This window comes from Bacillota bacterium, from assembly GCA_013314855.1.
Taxonomy (GTDB): Bacteria; Bacillota; Clostridia; order Acetivibrionales; family DUMC01; genus Ch48.
The window spans coordinates 1-3,545 of record JABUEW010000221.1; the positions used below are offsets into that span (position 1 = coordinate 1).

Genomic DNA, 3,545 nt, shown 5'->3' on the forward strand with positions numbered 1-3,545 from the left:
AGATTTATCTATATTCTCTATGCTCTTCTCATCTATACTATTCACCCAACTCTTGTCTACAAAACTTCTTAGCAATTGCATAAATACTCTTTTTACCGATAAAAGATATTTATATCCCTTATCGTGCCTGTTGTCCGGCACATCATAACTTGAATCAGGTTCCAATACCCATAAGTATTCCATAACCTCACTCCTATTTTACAATATTTTGACAATATTTTCAATGCAATCTTATCAGAACAAATGTTCTTTGTCAAGAAAAATATGTAACAATATGTAAAATCATACTAAAAGCAGATTCTGCAATATATTAAGAAAAACTCTGTAATTCTATCCCTAACATACTTTAGCATACTTTATCTTTTCTGTAAGAACATTTGTTCTTTTAATAGATTAAAAAATACCCGCAGGAGAAAATCTCGTCTGCAGGTATTTTTTATTTGTCAACTACATTCTATTCATATTGAGTTCAATTAATTTAACGCTTTTGAGACTTCCAACGTTTTTCGACATTTTTCGGGTGGTGCCAGGTACATTACTTTTTGCCTACAGGCATCAGATAAACAGGTTCCTCTTCATCAGGTAAATCAAGGACTTTTTTAATCCCCTTATTGTCAAAAGCTCCTATTGCCACTGTTCCCAGATTAAGCGCCTCTGCTTGAAGATACACATTTTGTGCCGAGTGTCCTGTTTCAATGTATACATATTGTGTCGCCCTGTCTTTATAGCGGGAAGCTGTTCTTTCAAAGACAGCACAGTAAATAATGATTGCGGCGGCATTTTTTATACTATCCTGTCTGAGGCTTACATTATAAATATTCTCTCTTATATCCCCGCTTTTTTTAAGAATCAAACTGTGACTTGAAGGATTATATTTAAATAATCCTGCTTCTATACCTTCTACCATTGCTATTGCCACATATATTTCCAGGGGATATAATGCTCCGGCTGAAGGCGCCGTTCTTAATCCACTTGCTTCATCAGTAATACCTTGTGCCGACCATAATAACTGGGACACATCGCTTTCCATGATCTTCTCACCACTGTATGTGCGAATCGACCGTCTGTTAGCAATAGCTTCTTCAAGTGGCATATCACCTGTTTTTACAGGTTCAGAAAGCTTATATTCCTTTATTTCCACCGATATTTCCCTGCCTTTATCTCTACTATATAAATATAATAGTATAAACAATACTACGGAAGCCAGAACAATCGCTGCAATAACAATAATAATCGGCATTTTCCACTGCAAACGCATAAGTAAAGCCCCCTTTGGAAATTCGTAGTGTCAAAAGTATTGATATACCAATGACCTATAATGCTTTATATAACTTGCTTACACAAGTATTTAAGCCTTTACCCCCTGCTTTTACTTTTTTCTTTTCGTTTATAGGATAGTTTAAGCAGGAGTAGTCGTAATTGTGGAGCTTGTGGAAAAGTGCTTTGAAGTATAGTAATGCTTGCTGAAGGCCGTGGGCAAAATGTGTATCAAGTTGATTATCCACATTTTGTTCATGGCCTGAAGCTTAGCATTATTTACTAAAAAGTACTTTTCCATCAAATCCACAATTACTTGTTTTGTAGACACTCATCCCTTGGCTATAATGTACCTGTTAGCATCCCAGAACTTAATGAAATGCCTGATATGCCCTCCAAATAGTTAAGATTACTCAGACTTTCATATGACTATTTGGAGAATTTGCAGGCCTCTGCATAACAATACTTACCTTAAATTTCTTCCCTTGACATTGTAAAAAGTACCTTACACAGAGAACACATTATTTCTTTTCTACCGGATCTATACCGATACCCCAGAGCCATTTTCTCACTTCCTGCTTTTCTAACTCCTCTTTGTATTTATACCATTGATTTTCTATTTGAGGATATCTTCTCAATATATCCTTAAATCTGCGGAAGGCGCCTCTTCCATCAAGAGCATCAAATAACTTTCGGGAGATTTCGGAATCATTAAGTGTTTTTGTAAACCGCACCATCTTCTCGTATGCTTCACTACTTGACCTTTCAGGTATAATTACATACCTCTCCTCTTCATCCTCATATATTGCCTTAACATCTTCTACCATTTCCTTTTCCCATTCAGGCAGACTTGAAATGTATTCTTCTTCGTATATGTTTTCCTCATCCAGTTCAACCGGTATATATATTATTTCACCAGTTTCTGTATCAAGATATACCTCATGCTCCCATCTGTCGGTGTCCATTATAATGCTTAGCTCTTCCAAATCCACTTCAAGTTTCTTAAGACTGTCATAATTCCTGTACTTTTCCTTTTGTTCGAATATCAGGTCATAGAATTCCTCTATATCCCCTGGCTTGTTCCTGCTTTCAGCCACAATCTCGCCATCTTCATTTTCCAACCCAATAGCCACCTTAGTTATCTCTTCATTATATAAGATAACATGGCTCATCTCCTTCCACTTCACATAAACCGTACTTTCAGGTGTCAAACCTTTTATCAGCAGCCCATTTTCATATACGATAAAACTTCCGTTCAGTACTATGGCATCACACCCAGGATATGATCCATCAAATTTGAATCTCTTAATCTCTTTCCCGTATTTTTTGTTTATATCTGACATCATAACAACTTATACCCCATTCATATTAATCACTTGCTTTACCTGATCTGCCATCACATCTTAAACAAAACCGCTATGAAATAAGCTCATGGACTTTTTCTTCGGGAAGACCTGTGGCAATACTTATTTATCTTATATCCATCCCCATGCCAAGCAGATTCTTTGCTACTTCTATTTTTGTCTCAGCCCTGCCTTTTTCAATACCTTCTTGCAAACCTTCAGCCCTGCCTTCCATTTTACCCTGCATTTTCATCTCTTCTCTCATGTTTCGTATCGCTATCTCTAATGCGTAAACCATTTCATCAACCTCCCTGCTTTCATCAATAATCTTTTCTATTTCACCTGTTTCCTCTTCTGTCATCCCTTAAAAGAACACTTCTCTCCCGTCAATCTTCACCCTATATATCAAATCCGCTTCCTTGCCGTTAAAATCCTGCAATATGAATGACCTGTTTATTTGCTCTAAACTGTCCTTGTCAATTCTATGCACCCAATCCTGGCGCACAAAGCTTTTCAAAAGCTGCAAAAATACTTTCTTTACCGATAGAATATACTTATATCCCTTGTCATGCTTGTTATTCAATACATCATACTTTGAATCGGGCTCCAACACCCATAAGTACTCCATAACCTCACTCCTATTTTACAATATTTTGACAATATTTTCTATACAAACATATACGAACACTGCATATACCCTCAAAAATTTCTTTCTATCCTTAAATTCTGCAATAAACTTTGCAATTCTTTTACAGGAATTTCAGTAAATATGCTTATTTGCTCCATATCCATTCCAGCATTAAGCATATTTTTTGCAACTTCCAATTTGCCTTTAAGTTCCATCTCCTTCATTTTTTCACGTAATGCTATCTCCATAGCATACACCATATTATCTACCTCCTCGTTCACTTCTATTATCTTCTCTATTTCTTCGGCTTTTTCTTT

General features: G+C 36.2%; 6 protein-coding genes. All 6 read right to left on the reverse strand.

Going from position 1 to position 3,545, the window contains the following annotated elements:
- On the reverse strand, positions 1 to 183 hold a 183-nt coding region (locus tag HPY74_20355), incomplete at its 3' end, for a hypothetical protein (protein ID NSW92960.1).
- Positions 184 to 535: 352 nt separating this feature from the next.
- Positions 536 to 1,240, reverse strand: a complete 705-nt coding sequence (locus HPY74_20360) for a SagB/ThcOx family dehydrogenase (protein ID NSW92961.1) — start codon at positions 1,238 to 1,240, stop codon at positions 536 to 538.
- A gap of 538 nt (positions 1,241 to 1,778) precedes the next feature.
- Complete coding sequence (locus tag HPY74_20365) at positions 1,779 to 2,603, reverse strand: hypothetical protein (protein ID NSW92962.1); 825 nt, start codon at positions 2,601 to 2,603, stop codon at positions 1,779 to 1,781.
- Between the two features lie 124 nt (positions 2,604 to 2,727).
- Entirely contained in the window at positions 2,728 to 2,961 is a 234-nt protein-coding gene (locus HPY74_20370; protein NSW92963.1) for a hypothetical protein, read from the reverse strand.
- A 3-nt stretch (positions 2,962 to 2,964) separates the two neighbouring features.
- Positions 2,965 to 3,228: an Rpn family recombination-promoting nuclease/putative transposase gene (locus HPY74_20375; protein ID NSW92964.1), complete on the reverse strand. Its 264-nt coding sequence runs from the start codon at positions 3,226 to 3,228 to the stop codon at positions 2,965 to 2,967.
- 71 nt (positions 3,229 to 3,299) lie between these two features.
- Positions 3,300 to 3,488 carry a hypothetical protein gene (locus HPY74_20380; protein ID NSW92965.1) on the reverse strand — a complete coding sequence of 63 codons (189 nt, stop codon included), beginning with the start codon at positions 3,486 to 3,488 and terminating at the stop codon, positions 3,300 to 3,302.
- Between the last annotated feature and the right edge of the window lie 57 nt (positions 3,489 to 3,545).

Bases quoted from the DNA above. Each gene is read 5' to 3' on its own strand.
- HPY74_20380 (NSW92965.1), bottom strand. From the start codon at position 3,488: ATGGTGTATGCTATGGAGATAGCATTACGTGAAAAAATGAAGGAGATG.
- HPY74_20360 (NSW92961.1), bottom strand. From the start codon at position 1,240: ATGCCGATTATTATTGTTATTGCAGCGATTGTTCTGGCTTCCGTAGTA.
- HPY74_20375 (NSW92964.1), bottom strand. From the start codon at position 3,228: ATGGAGTACTTATGGGTGTTGGAGCCCGATTCAAAGTATGATGTATTG.
- HPY74_20365 (NSW92962.1), bottom strand. From the start codon at position 2,603: ATGATGTCAGATATAAACAAAAAATACGGGAAAGAGATTAAGAGATTC.
- HPY74_20370 (NSW92963.1), bottom strand. From the start codon at position 2,961: ATGACAGAAGAGGAAACAGGTGAAATAGAAAAGATTATTGATGAAAGC.